The organism is Bifidobacterium asteroides, from assembly GCF_048001765.1.
GTDB classification, from domain to species: domain Bacteria; phylum Actinomycetota; class Actinomycetes; order Actinomycetales; family Bifidobacteriaceae; genus Bombiscardovia; species Bombiscardovia asteroides_K.
This window is the reverse complement of the sequence record NZ_CP181447.1, coordinates 2098248-2115161: the sequence shown is the minus strand read 5'-3', so window position 1 is coordinate 2115161 and position 16914 is coordinate 2098248. Positions and strand designations below refer to the sequence as shown.

Sequence of the window (16914 nt, the reverse complement as noted above, 5' to 3'; positions counted from 1 at the left end):
ATCATTGGGTTGTTTGGTGTCGTCCTGCCGAGTCATCTCAGTGTACGTGTACATTACAAGCCCCGCCAGAGTGGGCTTCGAGGCTATGGAGGGGCGCTGGTGTCATCAGCGGGGTGCCGGTGGATTCATCCTTCACCACGGTGGATGCGATGTCGAATACTTCCGTGACCAGGCTCTCGGTCATGACCTCGTCAGGAGCGCCCAAAGCGATCCTCCTGCCATCCTTGATGGCCAGGATCCAATCCGAATATCTGGCGGCCATGTTCAGGTCGTGGAGAACCATGACCACCGTGACGCCCTCCTGCCTGTTCAGGGTGCTCAGCAGGTCGAGTACCTCAAGCTGGTAGGCGATGTCGAGATAAGTGGTCGGTTCGTCAAGAAGGAGTATGTCGGTCTGCTGGGCGAGGGTCAAGGCAATCCAGGCGCGTTGGCGTTGGCCTCCGGACAGGCGGTCGATTGGGCACCCCGCCATATCGGTCAGTCCGGTCAGGGCAAGGGCCCGTTCAACCGCCTTTTCGTCCTTGGTCGTCCACCGCTCGATGAAGTGGTGGTGGGGGTATCGGCCGCGAGCGACCAGGTCGGCGATGGTGATGCCTGCGGGTGCTGACGGGTTCTGCGGCAGTAACCCCAGAATCGTTGCAACCTTGCGGGTGGGCATGCTGGTGATGGGCTCTCCGTCCAGCGTGACGGTCCCCGAGGCTGGTTTCAGTATCCTGGCCATGGCCTTGAGGAAGGTTGATTTTCCGCATCCGTTGGGTCCAATGATGGACCCCATCGTGTGTGGGGGTATATCCAGACTCAGGTCCTCGATGACCGTACGCCCGCCATAGGTGAGGCGAAGGTGCGAGGCGGTCAGCCGATGCTCGCTGCTCCAGGAGTCGCCTGCCGGGGGTGACGTCATGATGTTCAGAGCTCCTGTCTGCGGGTCATGAGGATCATGATCGCGATGAGGACGGGTCCGCCCACAATGCTGGTGATGATGCCGACCGGCACCTGGGCCGAGGGCAGATGTTGGGCGACGATGTCCGAACCCAGAACCAGGCAACCTCCTACCAGGCCTGACTGGATAAGGGCTGATGCTCCCCGGCCGACCAGGACCGTGGCGATGGGGCCGGAGAGGAACGAAACGAAGGAGATGGGACCGGTGGTTGCCGTCGCGACAGACAGGAGCAGCACGCCCACGATAATCACCTGAAACTGAACACGACTTACCCTGACGCCCAGTCCTGCGGCCATCTCCCGCCCTAGTTGCAGGGTGCGGACATTCCTGTCGAGTGCCAACAGGAGCATGGCGCCGAACAGGGTTGTCGTTGCCAGTATCGGCAGATCGGTCCACTGGGCATCGGCCAGGCTGCCCGTCAGCCATCTGGTCGCAGCCTGGATGTCCCACTGGTCGCTACGAATCATCAGCCAGGAGCCCAGTGCGTTAAACCCTGCGGCTACTCCGATGCCGATCAGTATCAGCCGGTTCGGGTCAAACGAACCGCGCCAGGCCAGGGCCATGACCAGGAGGGCTGTCAGGAGACCACCTATGACCGCCAGGCAGGCCAGAGACATGCCCGACAAGCCCAATACGACAATGCCGAGGATGGCAGCAGTGTTGGCTCCGGCAGTAATGCCGATGATGTCCGGGCTGGCCATCATGTTGCGCAGGAGGTGTTGGAAGCCGATCCCGGCCATGCCGAACGCGATACCGGCGACACAACCAATCAGTGTCCGGGGCATGCGCAGTTGGAGAATGACGAACCTGGTTCCTTCGTCTGACCGCCCCCAAACCGCTCCAAGCAGGTCGCTCAGGGAGTAGGCGCGATGTCCCAGGGCCAGATCGGCCAGCGCGAGAGCGACCAGGAGTATCACAAGCAGGATGGTGACTATCAGCGAACGAATGGCATGGGCCCGTCGTATCCGTTGTAGGTCGGTCATGGCTTCGGGTTTACCCGAAGCATGCAGGAGACTAGCATCCATGCCTATACCTCCGCGGTTCTTCTGCGCCCGGCCAGAACCACGAATACGGGAGCTCCGATCAGTGCCGTGACGATGCCCACCTCCACATCGGATGGACGGGTGATTATCCTGCCCACCACGTCGGCGCCAACCACCAGGAGGGGGCCGATAAGGATGCTCAGGGCCATGATTCGCCTGTAGTCGGGTCCTATGAGCAGTCGTGCCACATGGGGGATCACCAACCCGACGAAGCTAATCGGACCCGCCAGTGCCGTGCAGGAGGCGCAGAGGAGTATCGCCGCAAGCCAGGCCAGGCTGCGGACACGTCCGACGTGCATACCCAGTCCTTCGGCCATCTGATCACCCAGGGTCAAGGCGTTGATCCCGGGCGTCAGGCAGAAGGCGAGTATCAGTCCAAGAGCGAGAAGAGGCAGGACCGGCATCATGAGGTCGAACCGGGCGCCCGAGATTCCGCCCACCTGCCAGAAGCGGTATGAGCTGATGACATTGACGCGCGGCAGAAGGATGGCGGAGGTAAGAGACCCCAGTACCGAACTGATCACGACACCGGCCAGGGTCAGCCGTAGCGGAGATGGACCGGATGGCCCCAGGGAGCCTATGGCCCAGACGACCAGTGCGGTCGTCGCACTGCCCAGCAGTCCTACCCAGACATACTGGGCCGGGGTCGATAGGGAGAAGAAGGCTATGGAGCAGACGATCGCCAGGGCCGCCCCCGTGTTGAAACCCAGAATCGACGGGTCCGCCAGCGGGTTGCGTGATATGCCCTGCATCAGGGTCCCGGCCACCCCGAGCCCGGCACCGACCAGGAGGCCGAGGACGGTGCGGGGGATTCTCAGGCGGATGGCCGAGACCGCAATGTCATCCGAGGAGGTGGACAGGGTGTGGAGGATGTCGGAAGGGCTGACGGAACGGGATCCGAAAACCAGGGACAGGGCGCAGACCATGACCAGACAGGCCGCCAGAATCAGCCCGGACAAGACCATGGGTCCGGTTCCCTTGCGATGCATGACGACCTGTCGAGTATCAGGGTGCGGTGTCATTGCTGGCTGCATATCGGCGCCCCATATCTCTTTTTTCATCCCCTCACCTGCGGCCTGATTAGACCTTGGCGGCAGCCTCGCCCAGAAGCCCGGCGTAGGTGTCGGTCGTCTTCTGGATAGACAGGGCCGAGGGGTCAAGGGCATTGGCCATCTCGCTGTCATTGTCGATGACCACGACGGACCCGCGCTCAACTGCGGGAATTTTGGAGAGGAGGGGGTCCTTGCGCATCGCTTCAAGCAGGTCCGGGGTGCCGTAGGTGACGATGATGTCGACATCCTTGTACCTGTCGGCGTGCTCGGAGGAGATCTCCTTATAGAAGTCCTTGGTGCTCTTGGAGTCCTCCTTAATGGATTCCGGAGTCTCCAGGCCCAGGTCGTTCAGGAACTGCGGCCGGGCGTCGGAGGTGGTGTAGACGCTGAACTTGGAGAGTTTGGAGGCATCAAAGTACATGACTGCTCCGGTCTTCCCCTTGATGGCCGGGTGGGCCTCGGCGGCCTTTGCTATGCGATTCTCCAGGTCGGTTATCAGCTGCTTGCCCTTTTCGGGTTCTCCGATGGCCTGGGCTGTGGCCGTGATGACCTTGCGCCAGGGGTCGCCCCAGGCGACCTTCTGATAGGCGATGGTGGGCGCAATCTTGCTCAAGGTGTCGTACTGCTTCTTGGTCATGCCGGAGAGCAGGCCGATGATCAGATCGGGCTTGGACGCGGCGATGGCCTCGATATCGATGCCGTCGGATTCGTCATGCAGCTTGGGCATGTTCGCCTTATCCACATGCATGGCATCCAGGGCATCCTTGGTCCAGGGCAGGTATCCTCCATCCACGGTCTTGCCGAAGGCGTTCTTCTGGATACTGACCGGTACGACGCCCAAGGCTAGGAGGTTGTCAGGGGTGGCCCATCCGACGGTGGCGATGCGCTTGGGTTTGGAGGGTATGGAGGTGGTGCCGTAGACGTGATCGATCTTGACGGGGAAGGCCCCTTGCCCCTCCGAGGCCTTTGACTGGCTGGAATGGCTTGTCTGCGATCCCGATCCGCAGGCGCCGAGGAAGAACAGGGCGCTTGCCAATACCAGGATGACTGCGATAGCGCGCTTGAATCGGGTGAGGGAAAGGAATGGTCGAATGTGCATGTGGTTCCTTTGATCGTGCTGTCGAATTGGCATGGTGCACCAGAGCCAGGTACCAGATGTAGCATCGGCGTGACGGGAAGAAAAGAGTTGATTTCCTCGGCTGCATGTGTTAAATGAAACATCTGCAAAGACGATAGGCGAATACCGGGCCGGATATATTTGTGATCAAGAGCATTGATAATCTAATGAACTCAGGGCCCTTCGTTGCTCTGTGGATGATCTCCAATCGCTTCAGTGCGGATTAGAGAAATGCCGACGGATCCTACGGAGATTCTGAGTGGAAAATCAATAGGAACGGTGCTCTGCGGGAAGATACACCGCCTGCCGAGCACCGTGATATATCAATGTTTCTCAGAAAGACTGAACTTTAATTTTGTCCTAGGTCCACAAAGCGATCAAAGAAGGATACGAGCTTATCTATCACCCGCTGTTTCTGCTCCTGGTATCCGCCGGTTGGTGTGAACCTGGAGATGGGCGGCATAATCTGAGTGATGGCTGTGCCGCCTGTCTGTAAGTCCCCGTTTTCGAAGGCTTGATGCATGAACCGCTCTGTGGATTCGGGTTTCAGATGCTCTTCGTTGATAATGCTGGTGAGCTCCTTTTGCTGCTGCTGAGAAATAAACCGCTGCCATTGCTCCTCCACAGTTCCGGTTATGGAGACGGTGTTCACAAACCGCTCGATCAGATCACGCTTGTCGCGCAAGGTGGGGCTGGCGTTCACCGCTCTGGTTATCGTGGTGCGTAGTTCTTCATCTGCGCCGTTGCCGTGCGCCTTGCGGTACTTGTCGACCAGCATGAGGATGTAATCGACATTGATTTCAACTTGCTTGACCAGTTCGATTTCAAAGTTCAAATCATCGTTGATGCTTTCTTTATCAGCCCTCTTGCTGTTTCGATAATCGGCATACAGGTCCAAATACATGCTCTGGTAGTCCTGGTATTGCATTGCCGATAGGATTTCATGGCCACTGAATTCATCGAAGCTGTCTAGTATATTCTTTAGCCGCAGAATATTGCCAAACAGCATAATGAAGTGTCGCTGTGCTTTTTCGCCAGTTATTTGTCTGCCGATTGGATACGATTCGCACAGTTGCTTTACTTTGGCCTGATACTGGTCATAGTAGTAACGATATGGTTTTAGGACTACGGTGCCCTGAACATCTTTATTGCCATATAATTCCAGAGCTTCGTTGGTCTGATGTTCCAGATTTCTGAAAGAAACGATGTTGCCGTAGGTTTTTATGGAGTTCAGTATTCTGTTTGTGCGCGAGAAGGCTTGAATTAGCCCGTGCATTCTCAGATCTTTGTCGACAAAGAGAGTGTTAAGCGTAGTGGCATCGAAGCCTGTCAAAAACATGTTCACTACAATGACCATGTCAATCTCGCGGTTTTTCAGCCGCATGGATAGGTCTTTATAGTAGTTTTGGAACTTATCGGCACTGGTGTCGTAGCTCGTATGGAACATGTCGTTGTAATCAGCGATCACGTCTTCCAAAAAGTCTCTATCTTCGTTGTCCAAGTAATCCGTGGTGAAATCTTCATCATCTAATAACCCATCGGATTGAGCACTATTGGGGGAATATGAATAAATCATTCCGATCTTGAGTCGCTGGTCAGGCGCCAGATCAGCTTGTTGGTGCTGGAATTCGATGTAGTAACGCTTGGCGGCTTCTATGGACGCTGTGGCAAAGAGAGCATTGAATCCTTTCACTCGCCGTGGCCTCTTAATTTCATCAGTTCCGCGAGGGGATTTCACTACTTCGGCAACATTGGTTACCGTCGTATGTTGATAGCTGTCTTGTCGGCGTGTTTTCTGTGCAAAGTGTTCAAGCGTGTACTTGACTATCTGGTAGATACGGCGATTATCCAGCAAGGCTCGTTCAGTATCGATTCCTGAGACCTTATCGTCGGTTACTTGACCGACCTCTACACTGTTTAGATAATCGATCCGGAAGGGCAGGACGTTCTTATCTCGGATAGCGTCAACGATGGTATAAGTATGCAATCTATCGCCGAAGACTTGTTCGGTAGTTTTCAACTGAGAATTGCCCTCAGATTGTGAATTCGTTGCAAAAATCGGGGTTCCAGTGAAGCCAAAGAGATTGTATTGTTTAAAGGAGCCCGTAATTAAGTTGTGCATGCCGCCAAACTGTGAACGGTGACATTCATCGAAGATAATAACGACATGCTTCCGATATACAGGATGTCCCGGATTCTTCTGGACAAAGTTTGATAGCTTTTGGATGGTAGTGATGATGATGCGGGCATCGGAGTCCTCCAGCTGGCGTTTTAGGATTTTGGTGGAAGTATTCGAATTCGCTGCTCCCTTCTCGAAGTTGTCATATTCCCTCATAGTCTGGTAGTCAAGATCTTTACGATCAACTACGAAAAGCACCTTGTCCACATCTTCCATCTGCGTGGCCAATTGGGCGGTTTTGAAGCTCGTGAGAGTCTTGCCTGAGCCGGTGGTATGCCATATGTACCCACCGGCCTTGATAGTTCCCAACGTATGAGCATTAGTTGAGACTAATATCCTTTGCAGGATCTGTTCCGTAGCTGCAATTTGGTAGGGCCTCATCACCATGAGTGTTCCATCTACTGTAAGAACACAGTAGCGTGTCAGGATATTTAGAATAGTGTGCTTGGCAAAGAATGTACGGGTGAACGCTCTTAGATCCAATATCGGCTCGTTGGTGGCATCAGCCCAAAAGCTAGTAAACTCATAACTGTTCGAGGTCTGGCGCCGGGTTCTACTCTTCTTACCTTGATACCCTATCTGGGCAATGTGCCTCTGACGTGTGGTATTGGAATAGTACTTAGTCAAAGTTCCATTGCTGATGACAAACAGCTGCACATACTCGAACAAGCTGGAATCAGCCCAGAAAGATTCGCGCTGATATCTGTTTATTTGATTGAAGGCTTCACGGATACTAACGCCGCGACGCTTGAGCTCTATGTGGACCAGTGGCAGACCATTAACTAAAATAGTTACGTCGTACCTGTTCGAATATGGGGCACTGCCGCCCTGGGCCTCACCGGGGACTGCATATTGGTTGATGACCTGGAGCACGTTGTTGTGAATATCCTTTTTGTCAATCAAAGCGATGTTCTTGGTGCTCCCGTCGTCACGGTGAAGTACCTGGACATAGTCTTTCTGTATGCGGTATGTTTTCTCGGCGATGCCATCGTTGCTGTTGGAAATGGTGGTTGTGAAGAACTGATCCCATTCCTGGTCGGTGAATTTGATGTGATTCAGATCTTCAAGTCTGGATCGGAGATTTTCAATAAGATCCTGTTCAGTATGTATTTTCACATATTCGTATGCCTGTGATTCAAGGAGTTGAATAAAATCTCGTTCAAGATCGGCTTCAGACTGGTATCCAGCTTTGTCCGAGGCTGGTGCCTCGTATCTTGCGATGACTGTGCTCTCCTCGGACACAGCGATAGGACTGTATTCAGAAGTGTTTATGTTACTCATGCCTGTGACTCCTTAAAGGTCAAAAGCTGATCGCGGTAATACTTATATTGTTTGCGACGAGCTTCAATTTCGGCTTGAAGACTAGTTCCTATATCGGTAAATACAGACCGGAATTTGTCCAGCATAGACACTGCGCGTTGTTGATCTTCAAGCGCAGGGAGGGGCATAGTAATATTCGCTAAATCTCTTGTTGACATATCTATCACGCTCGTTCCAGTCAGGAATCTGATTTTTTGCTGCTGAAATTCTGGAGTTTGAAACCAATAAGCGATATATTTTGGGTTTTGATTGTGGCGAAGCACAGTCGCATGTCCTCCCGTTACGATCTTCTTGTCACCCAACCAAGCTATAGCTTTTCCGACATCTTTGACGTTTTCACTCGTATTAGTGACGATAACGTCACCGGGATTGACCTTGACAAGTTTGGAAGCGATTTCCGGCGAGACATGAGAAAGGACTGTATCAGCGCATGTATTGAAGCTCGTGTAGATCTGTCCATAATGAATTGCACCTACACCAGAGTTAGTGAACTCTGCCTTTGTAAGACCATGACCACGGACTACTGTAGCGAATTGAGATAAAGGAACATGTTTTGAGTTACGTGATAATTGTGACATGATAGAGTTGCGATAAAAGATATATTGATGTTGCCTTGATTCTAGTTCCTTTTCTAGATCCTCTTCCAGTTTCTTTTCTGAGAAAGTGTATGAATTAAGAATTTGTACTATTTCATTTTGGATCCGAATCGGTGGAATCGGAATGCAATAACTTAAAATTTGTTTTTTGTTACCTCTGGGTATGGTTCCGCCTTTTGCATGCAGCTGGTCATAGCGGAAAAAATCATCTGACGACAGCAAGTAATAAAGGAATTGAGGTTGCAACCTTCCCGTATATAGCTCACGGATGTGGATTGCCAGCACATCCCCGCTGTAGCCACCGGATCTATCGGCGAGCCATATTTTTTTTAAATAGGGCCGTATGTTGCCGATGAGAATATCGTTCGCTGAAAATTTCTTGACTTGCAATATGTTAGGTAGGTATTTGGCATCTGCTCGGCCTTCCTTGTTTGGAAGAAGGTTGTCAACACCGACAAATGAAGTTTTATCAAGATCCGATACGGCAATATGTCTATTTGTGTATTCGGTGCAAGCGCTTAAAGGCAGATAGAGTACTCCATCCGGGCACAGTTTTTCAATAAGTCCGTCTAGCTTGTTCATGCGAAATAATCCTCGTCTAAATCAACGGTATGTATAGTTTCCTCATTTTTCACGCTCACTCCATACTTAATTACGAGCTGGGCTAACAACTGCGGCCCGCCAATAAGGATGACCCGTTCTGGCGCTACTCGTGCATAGTCTGTCGCGTCCGTGGTAAATGAACTAGTGGTTATGAAAAAACCTCCATCGGCCTTTTCTCTCAGAGCCCCAGCAAATTTTTGGACTTCTGGTCTGCCCGCAGAATTGAAATCTTTGTAGCGTTTTGCCTGAATGTAGACCTTTCTAAGACCCAAAGCGTCTTGATCAATGATTCTATCAACACCCTTATCTTTAGTATGCTGAGTAGCTGCCCCTTTCCCGTGGACGCCGCCGTACCCTATCGCTATCAGCAAATCCATAACAACCCTCTCGAAAAAGTCCGGGTCTTTTCCTTGCAAGCGACGTATAGGTTCAGTAGATACACGACGAATGATCTGTTCTATGCCGTGTTCAGTTTGTTCAGTGGGGTCCAGATTTGTGTCTACTGCTGAATCGTAGGCATCAGCGACCGGAGATATATCTAGGCTCAGGGTTTCAGTGATTTTCCCTTTAGCCCGCCACTTATCATCAACCTTAGCCAATGGGCGAAGATCCTTTTCGCTGATTCCGTTCGGATGCTGGGTAAGAAGATCGTGACCTTTAGATGCAATCTTATATTGACCCTTTTGAGGTCGATCAAGCGCGTCTACACGGCTCAGGTATGATGCGGCCCATGCGATTCTATTTTCTGCAATGAGCTGACTGGAGGAAAGGAGCTGTGCTCTTTGTAAATCATTGAGATTAGCCTTGTCTAAGGTTTTCGCTTTTAAGGCATGCAGACTCAAGTTTTGACCACTTGCTAGCACTTCAGGGACATGCTGCCTGAACTGTTCCCATGATGGTATGGCTGTCATTCCCCTCCCTTCAAATCACTTATGATGGCATTAATTCTGGTCCTGAGCTCCTGCTCGTGATACACGATGTTATCTATGCGCTTGTTGAGTTCATGAATATCAATAGCTTCATCAGTGTCTTCAGGCTGAACATAGCTGGAGACCGATAAGTTATATTCATTTTCGCCAACCTCAGAATTTGCAACTAATCTAGTTTTATGGTTGACATCCTTGCGCTGTATATACCAGTTCAGAATTTGTTGACGGTTCTCTGAGGATAGCTTATTTTTGTTGCCCGAATGTTCGAACTGGTCTGAGGCATCAATGAATACAATATTATTATCTTTCTTGGACTTCTTCAGTACAATTATACAGGTGGCAATTGACGTGCCGAAGAATAAATTTGGTGGGAGTTGAATTACTGAGTCGATATAATTATTACTTATCAGATACTTTCTGATTTTACGTTCGGCTCCGCCGCGGTATAGAACGCCTGGGAATTCGACGATGGCCGCTGTGCCGTTCTCTGCAAGCCAGGAAAGAATGTGCATAGTGAAAGCTAGATCCGCTTTGGAAATTGGAGCGAGCACGCCAGCAGGAGAAAATCGTGGATCGTTGATTAGGTTAGAGTTGTTTTTGCCTTCCCAATGGGTGGAATAAGGAGGATTTGAAACTATGGCTTCAAAGGGCTCCTCGTCATCATATGCTGGGGATGTTAAAGTGTCACCGTGAGCGATGTTGAATTTCATATAATTCACATTGTGCAGGAACATGTTGATTCTAGCCAGGTTGTACGTTGTCAGGTTGATCTCCTGACCGAAGAATCCTTGTTGAACATTTTCTTTGCCTAGTACTTTATTGAACTGGAGCAAAAGGGATCCCGATCCACAGGCCGGGTCATATACCTTGTTGACATGTGTCTTGCCGACTACGCTAATTCTAGCCAGCAGCTCCGAGACTTCTTGAGGAGTAAAAAATTCGCCGCCGGATTTGCCTGCCTGAGAAGCATACATATTCATCAAAAATTCGTAGGCATCGCCGAAGGTGTCTATTTGCGTGTCGTTGTCGATTCCTAGTTTCATATCGCCAATGGCGTTTAGCAGTCTGCTGAGCTTCTTGTTGCGCTCTGCTACGGTGGAGCCTAGCTTATTGCTGTTGACGTCCAAGTCGTCGAACAGTCCCTTGAAGTTTTCTTCGCTGGCAGTTCCTAAAGCCGAGCCTTCGATATTCTTGAATACTTTCTCAAGGGTCTCATTTAGATTCTCGTCTTGAGCAGCACTGGCTTGCACGTTGACGAACAGATCGGAAGGGAGGATGTAAAAACCCTTTTCAGCGACGGTGTCGTCGCGTCCTAGTTCTGCCTGTTCGTCGGACAGTTGTGCATAATCGAAATTAGTATTACCAGCTGCATGTTCGGCTGTATTAAGATAATCTGCCAAATTTTCAGATATGAACCGGTAAAAGAGTAGCCCAAGGACGTAGGACTTGAAATCCCAGCCGTCCACAGAGCCTCGTAATTCATTTGCCATTTTCCAGATGGTCTTGTGTAATTCCGCGCGTTGGGTCTCCCTGGTATCTGCCATTCTTTGTGCTCCTTGTGCTCCTGCATGTGCGATATCAAGCAGGCAGATCATGCTGCCGGACAGACCGCACGTATTTACAATCTCAGTATATGTTTATTGCTCAGGGCAGATAACTTCAAATTAACCAGTCGGGTAAAGTCTGCAGGCATAGAATGACTACATTGACTGGTTGATGGTATAAGGCTACATTTAGGCACATTTACCTTTATCTTTCTTTATTTTCGCTCTTTAGTCTGGCTCCTGTCACACGGAAACGAATAGGAGCTGACCATGCGTTACATATTGCGGACCGAGGGTCTGACCAAGGTCTTCGGCCACGGACAACGGGCCGTCGACCAGGTGTCCCTGCATGTCCCCGAGGGCGGAGTCTACGGGCTCCTGGGTCCAAATGGGGCTGGCAAATCCACCACCCTGAAGATGATCACAGGCATGCTGCACCCCACCGGCGGATCCATGATTCTGGACGGGCACCCATGGTCACGCCGGGATCTCTACGACATCGGCGCCCTGATCGAGCAGCCGCCCATCTACCCAAACCTGACGGCCCGCCAGAACCTCAAGGTGCGTACAACCCTCTTCGGCCTGCCCGATGAACGGATCGACCAGGCGCTCTCCGTTGCCGGACTGAGCGATACGGGCTCCAAGAAAGCTGGGCAGTTCTCCCTGGGTATGAAGCAGCGTCTGGGGATAGCCAACGCCATTCTGACCAAACCCCGTCTGCTGATTCTGGATGAGCCCACCAACGGGCTGGATCCGCTGGGCATCGAGGAGCTGAGGGGGATGATCCGCAGCTTTCCGCAGCAGGGGATGAGTGTAATCGTCTCCAGCCATATCCTCTCCGAGGTGTCGGTCCTGGCGGATCACATCGGCATCATCGCCGACGGTCGCCTGGCCTATGAAAACGAACTGCACGCTGGGGAGGACCTGGAGGGGCTGTTTATGGACGTGCTCAGGAGGTCGCGATGAGCAAGAGGAATGTCAACGAACTCATCCAGCAGGATACGGTTGAAAGAGTCGGAACCAGGGGCAATGGCATCCCCTTCGGCAGGGTTCTGGCAGCGGAGATCATGAAAGGCCGGTCGGCCGCGCCCAGACGGATGGCCTTGGCTTTCCCTCTGGTGCTCATTGTCATCGTGGCTTGCTTCGCGTTCGGCCTGCACGTCTGGATGCCCTCCTGGGTCAACTACTGGTATGTCCTGCTCCTACCGGCCATGACCGCCCTGATAAGTGTTGCCGTGGCCAACATCGACGGAAAGCAGCGGTGGAGGACCACTCTGGCCCTGCCTGCCGCGCCCGTTCTGGTCTGGTGGGCCAAGATCGTCTACTGCCTGCTTCTGATCGGCATTGCCACCCTGCTGGCTCTGGGCCTTTCGGCAGTCATGGTCGCTGTCTCCGGGGTTCAGGGTCCCTCCCTAGTCGATTTCGTAATCAGCGCCCTGATGCTGGTCCTGGCTTGCTCCTGGATGATACCGGTGGGACTGGCACTGACCACCCGGTTCGGTGTTCTGATTGGATTTGGTCTGCCTTACATGGCGGACCTGCTGGCCTCGATCACCTTCTGGGGAAGCCAACGACTATGGCCTTTCTTGCCGCCCGCCGCCATGATCAACCTGCCGGTGCCCTTCATGAAGGTCATGCCTGATGGTGTGCCCCTGGAGACCGAAGACAACAGCCCGATCAAGGCTGCCTTGTCTGTCTTCGGCGGGCAGAGCCTGACCGCCTTGGTGGTCTGTATGGTCTGGTTCCTGCTCCTGTCCGTCCTGACGGGAATCTGGTTCTCGCGGAAGGAGACCAACTGACATGACTGGGATGACAGTCGGCCGGGTCGTCGCCTCGGAAATCGTGCGATTGCACGGATCTGTGCTTATCGCCATCCATGTCATCTGCGGGCTGGCGGCCGGACTCGTCTGCGGTGCCTACTTCGCTGCAGCCCCCTATGATCCTGGTTTGGAGACCGACGCCTTCTTTCAGGTCCTGGGCGCCTTCATGCCTCTGATGGCCTCCATTGTCGTTGCCATAAACATCGAAACCGAGCGTGAGGCCGGCGACATGGCCAACCTTCTGGGGATTCCCAGCCGCCGTCTGGGCCTGGCGGCCAAGGTCCTGGTGCTCTGGCTTCTGGGTCTGTTGGCTCTTGCTCTGGCGGCTCTGGCCTTCTGCCTGCCTATGGCTCTGGCCGGTGGACTGGGCGCGCCGATCTCTGCTGTCGCGCTCGCCACCCTGGGCATGGCCGGTGGCTCCCTCTGCCTCTACCTTTTCTCCATCGCCCTGGCCCTGCGCTTTGGCAGAAACACGACCATCGCTATTGGGGTCCTCGGCACCGGGATATCCATCAGTTCCCTCGGAGGCCTCTTCAATGGCCTCTACGGCCATACCCTGTCCGGTGCCGCCAGCACTCCTGGAATCAGCCGGTGGATACCCTTCACCTGGCCTACCAGGTTCGGCTCTCTGGGGATCGAACAGGACCTGGCCTTGACCATGCCGGGTGGGGAGGGTCTGCGTGCTGCAATCGGCGTGACAGCTCTCGACAATCTGGTTCCCTGCCTGGTCTTCACCCTGACCCTGGGCCTCGCCCTCCTGCTCTGGATCGGCAGATTCGAGGATCGGCGCAAGGGCAGCGATTAGACTGGGTCGCAGGGCGCCCGGTTAGCAAGAAATCCGTCCTGCAAGAAATCGGGCTTGCAAGAATTCTGGTCCACAAGGCCTTCATTCCCAAAAGTGGCTGGGCCGGGTCGCTAAGCGCAGAAAAGGAGCCAATCGTGGCTGACGTGCACGCCGGAGGTTCCCCCGGGGACGATCGGCATCGGGCCTCCATCCTGGTGGTGGATGACGATCCAAGGATCACCACCCTGCTGATGGCGGCCCTGTCCAAGGACGGCTATGCCGTGACCGTGGTCAACGAGTCGCGGAAAGTTGTAAGCATGGACCTGTCCTCGGTCGACCTGATTCTCTGCGATGTCATGATGCCCCACATGGACGGCTTTGCCCTCCTGGCTGCCATCAGGGAACGGGTGTCCTGTCCGATCATCTTCCTGACGGCCAAGACCGACGAGGACAGTGCGGTCCTGGCCTATGGTCTGGGTGCCGACGACTATATACGCAAGCCTTTCGGCATTGCCGAGCTCCGAGCCAAGGTCAGGGCGAGGCTGTCCCAGGGCAGTCGGCGTGGGCGTCCGCTCCTGCGTTTCGGCTCCTTGGACATGGATCTTCAGGCGCGGCAGATCAGGGTGGACGGGCGCAACGCCAATCTGACGGATGCGGAATACCGCATATGCGCACTGCTGGCCGAACATCCAGGGCGGGCCTACGCGCCCATGCAGATATGGGAGGCCTGCTTGGCCGCTGAGGATGACCCGGCCGCTGAGGATACGGACAGCGATGCCACGGCTGCGGTCAGAGTCCATCTGAGCAATGCCCGGCGCAAGCTCAAGGCCCTGGGGGTGGACCCCATCAGGACCATCTGGTCGGTGGGTTACCAATGGGCGGCCTGACCGACGGCGTGCCCGAAGCGCCGGGGGAGCAGAACCCCGACGGCAAGGGCCGGCCAAGCCGCAAGGGAATGCCCATCGTTCTGCTGATCATCAGATACTTTCTCTACGTGCTGCTGATTCTGGCTCTGCTGTTCGCCGGTATGTATATGGTCTGGATAAACCTGGGGACCAGGGGTGACTTCTTCTGGGCCAACTATGGCGAACAGCATCTGGAGGAGGTGGGGCACTCCATCGGCCGTTCGACTGCTATTGACGAATCCATGATTCCCGCTGCTTACTGGTACCGAACCTATGACCATCAGGTGCATCCCACGGGGGGAGATATGAAGGGCGGCATGGCCAGCGAAGCCGACCAGCTGGCGGCCGACCACTGGGAGCACAGGGCATCCATGCCATCGGAAGAGCGGGAGAAGAAGACGGGACGGCCTCTCGCCACTCGTGCAAGGCCGAATGCGACCTACCTCGTCTATGCCACAGCCGATGGGCGGCCATGCGTCCTGGCCTATCGGATCCAGCCGCAGTGGGTATCGAGGCAGGCCCGGGACCGCTATCCCAATCCCCAGAATCTTCTGCTGGTGTCTTGCGGGGCGGTCCTGCTGATCACCCTCCTGCTGATCGGGTTGCGGGCGGCCCATGTCATATCGTCCAAGCTCAAGGTTTTCAACCAGGTGGCTGACGACATAGGGCGGCAGGATCTTGACGCATCCCTGCCCCGCAGCAACGTGCTGGAGATCAACCGGGTGCTGGGGTCCTTCGATAGGATGCGCGCCACGTTGAAGGAATCCCTGGAGAAGACCTGGATGGCCCAGGAGTCCCAGCGTCGGCAGGTGGCGGCCCTGGCACACGACCTGAAGACGCCGCTGACCATCATGCGAGGCAATGCAGACCTGCTGGGGGAGACCGGGCTCAGCCGGGAGCAGCAGTCCTACCTGGACTCCATCGAGGATGCCATCCGTGAGATGGCTGACTATGCGCAAGCCATCAGCCAGGGTTCCGTGGGCACGGCTTCAGGGCGATCCGGGGTCATGGCGGTTGCTTTGAAAGATGCGGTCAACAACCAGGCCCAAGGCTACCTGAATGCCCGGAGTCTGCGGCTTGAGCGGGATGACCGTCTAGGTTCCGACACCGGTCAGGTTTCCGGTGACGCGGCTGACCTTACCCGAGCGATCATGAACATCATCGCCAACGCGGCCGACTACTCGCCGGACCATGGCTTGGTGACGCTGACCTGGAGGCTGGAGGGTGGTCAGGAGGGCGGGCGAGCCTTAGTGGTGACGGTGCGTGACCGGGGTCCAGGTTTCAGCAGCCGGGCTCTGGCCCATGCCACGGAATGGCTCTATCAGGCTGACAGCAGTCGGCACGGCTCCAGCGGTCACCATGGCATCGGCCTGGCTGCAGCGCGGTCGACTGTGGAAAGTGCAGGAGGCCGCCTAATCCTCGCCAATGCAGCCAGTGGCGATGGCGCAGCAGTCACTGTATTTTTGCCAGTGCAGTGAATTCAGCGGAGCTGATACCGGTCACAGCAAACTCGGTGTCCAGTTAAGAATTGCACAGTGGTAAAGATTAGCAAATAGTGTTAATCGTGGGCCAATAATTATGAAAACATCAATTGTTTAGCAATCGCTTTAGTAATTGATTACTAAAGTTCACCATTCTTTGGCAGATCTGTATGTTACAGATAACAGAAAGTATCAATCTGTAGGGATCTGCATGTAAAAATCAGATGACGCTGAACAGAGCGATCTGTCGCTGGAGTAGGCGATAATAGCACAGGGAAAAAGAAATGAATCCCGAGGTCAAACATATTCTATAGCGAAAGCCTGATCGACGGCAAAACGGTGGTTTCGGCTTGCATCAACGGCAGACACATAGGCGAAGAGGCCTGTCTACTGCAAGACAGCAGGCATCAGCGCAGGCAGTCATACCCGATCGGAGATGCCGATGCCCGTATGACGCCTACGCAGCTGTATGAAATTGAAACTATTTGAGATGACCGGAGGAGCCTCGAGATCGTCGTCAGGGCCTGGCATGAAAATACCGTAATACGGTTCAAAACGCACGGCCGACATGGAATATAGGTGCCGTATCCTCTTCTTTCTT

The 16914-nt window shown here is 54.1% G+C and carries 13 protein-coding genes; 5 read left to right on the top strand and 8 right to left on the bottom strand.

Features of this window, described 5'->3' with window-relative positions; all coding sequences use genetic code 11:
* Positions 1 to 37: 37 nt before the first annotated feature.
* The 8 genes from ACNAOV_RS08685 to ACNAOV_RS08650 form a co-directional block, all read right to left on the bottom strand.
* Entirely contained in the window at positions 38 to 901 is an 864-nt protein-coding gene (locus ACNAOV_RS08685; RefSeq protein WP_416517377.1) for an ABC transporter ATP-binding protein, read from the bottom strand.
* Between the two features lie 5 nt (positions 902 to 906).
* A complete protein-coding gene (locus ACNAOV_RS08680) occupies positions 907 to 1965 on the bottom strand; it encodes a FecCD family ABC transporter permease (RefSeq protein ID WP_416517376.1) in 1059 nt (352 codons plus the stop codon).
* 2 nt (positions 1966 to 1967) lie between these two features.
* The gene (locus ACNAOV_RS08675; protein WP_416517375.1) at positions 1968 to 3044 is read right to left on the bottom strand and encodes a FecCD family ABC transporter permease; all 1077 of its coding nucleotides are present in this window, start codon (positions 3042 to 3044) and stop codon (positions 1968 to 1970) included.
* A gap of 19 nt (positions 3045 to 3063) precedes the next feature.
* Positions 3064 to 4134, bottom strand: a complete 1071-nt coding sequence (locus tag ACNAOV_RS08670) for an iron-siderophore ABC transporter substrate-binding protein (protein WP_416517374.1) — start codon at positions 4132 to 4134, stop codon at positions 3064 to 3066.
* Positions 4135 to 4501: 367 nt separating this feature from the next.
* On the bottom strand, positions 4502 to 7612 hold the full coding sequence (locus tag ACNAOV_RS08665; RefSeq protein ID WP_416517373.1) for a type I restriction endonuclease subunit R: 3111 nt from the start codon (positions 7610 to 7612) through the stop codon (positions 4502 to 4504).
* On the bottom strand, positions 7609 to 8829 hold the full coding sequence (locus tag ACNAOV_RS08660; protein ID WP_416517372.1) for a restriction endonuclease subunit S: 1221 nt from the start codon (positions 8827 to 8829) through the stop codon (positions 7609 to 7611). Before ACNAOV_RS08660 ends, ACNAOV_RS08665 begins: the two co-directional genes overlap by 4 nt.
* Positions 8826 to 9761, bottom strand: a complete 936-nt coding sequence (locus ACNAOV_RS08655) for a restriction endonuclease (RefSeq protein ID WP_416517371.1) — start codon at positions 9759 to 9761, stop codon at positions 8826 to 8828. Before ACNAOV_RS08655 ends, ACNAOV_RS08660 begins: the two co-directional genes overlap by 4 nt.
* Entirely contained in the window at positions 9758 to 11323 is a 1566-nt protein-coding gene (locus ACNAOV_RS08650; protein ID WP_416517370.1) for a type I restriction-modification system subunit M, read from the bottom strand. Before ACNAOV_RS08650 ends, ACNAOV_RS08655 begins: the two co-directional genes overlap by 4 nt.
* A 270-nt stretch (positions 11324 to 11593) precedes the next feature.
* Between ACNAOV_RS08650 and ACNAOV_RS08645 the strand changes: the two genes are divergently transcribed.
* The 5 genes from ACNAOV_RS08645 to ACNAOV_RS08625 all read left to right on the top strand — a co-directional run bounded on the left by ACNAOV_RS08645 (position 11594) and on the right by ACNAOV_RS08625 (position 16310).
* A complete protein-coding gene (locus ACNAOV_RS08645) occupies positions 11594 to 12289 on the top strand; it encodes a lantibiotic protection ABC transporter ATP-binding protein (RefSeq protein WP_416517369.1) in 696 nt (231 codons plus the stop codon).
* A complete protein-coding gene (locus ACNAOV_RS08640; protein WP_416517368.1) occupies positions 12286 to 13122 on the top strand; it encodes a hypothetical protein in 837 nt (278 codons plus the stop codon). Before ACNAOV_RS08645 ends, ACNAOV_RS08640 begins: the two co-directional genes overlap by 4 nt.
* Before the next feature lies 1 nt (position 13123).
* Positions 13124 to 13948, top strand: a complete 825-nt coding sequence (locus tag ACNAOV_RS08635; protein ID WP_416517367.1) for an ABC transporter permease — start codon at positions 13124 to 13126, stop codon at positions 13946 to 13948.
* A gap of 134 nt (positions 13949 to 14082) precedes the next feature.
* Positions 14083 to 14814 carry a response regulator transcription factor gene (locus ACNAOV_RS08630; protein WP_416517366.1) on the top strand — a complete coding sequence of 244 codons (732 nt, stop codon included), beginning with the start codon at positions 14083 to 14085 and terminating at the stop codon, positions 14812 to 14814.
* Complete coding sequence (locus tag ACNAOV_RS08625) at positions 14802 to 16310, top strand: HAMP domain-containing sensor histidine kinase (RefSeq protein WP_024627014.1); 1509 nt, start codon at positions 14802 to 14804, stop codon at positions 16308 to 16310. Before ACNAOV_RS08630 ends, ACNAOV_RS08625 begins: the two co-directional genes overlap by 13 nt.
* Positions 16311 to 16914: the final 604 nt, after the last annotated feature.